This window comes from Thermus sp. FJN-A, from assembly GCF_054655095.1.
In genome coordinates, this window is the sequence record NZ_BAAHSC010000227.1 from 1 (window position 1) to 236 (window position 236).

The window sequence follows — 236 nt, forward strand, 5'->3', positions numbered from 1 at the left end:
GGAGCGGATGGTGGTCCTCTCGCCCACGGCCCAGCGGGCCCTGCACCAGTGGCTGCGGCACCGGAACCTCGAGGGCCACCCCACGAGCCCCTACATCTGGAGCCACACCACGGGGCCCAACCGGGGAAAGCCCTTCTCCGCCCGGGCGGTGGAGGCCATGGTGAAGCGGGTGGCCAGGCGGGCGGGGCTCAAGGACTGGCAACGCATCACCCCCCATAAGCTCCGCCACTCCTACG

At 71.6% G+C, this 236-nt stretch carries 1 protein-coding gene; it reads left to right on the forward strand.

Annotated features, from left to right (window positions below; genetic code table 11):
* The coding region (locus tag ACYQ0J_RS13505) for a tyrosine-type recombinase/integrase (RefSeq protein ID WP_460172616.1) at window positions 1-236 on the forward strand (236 nt) is incomplete at both ends.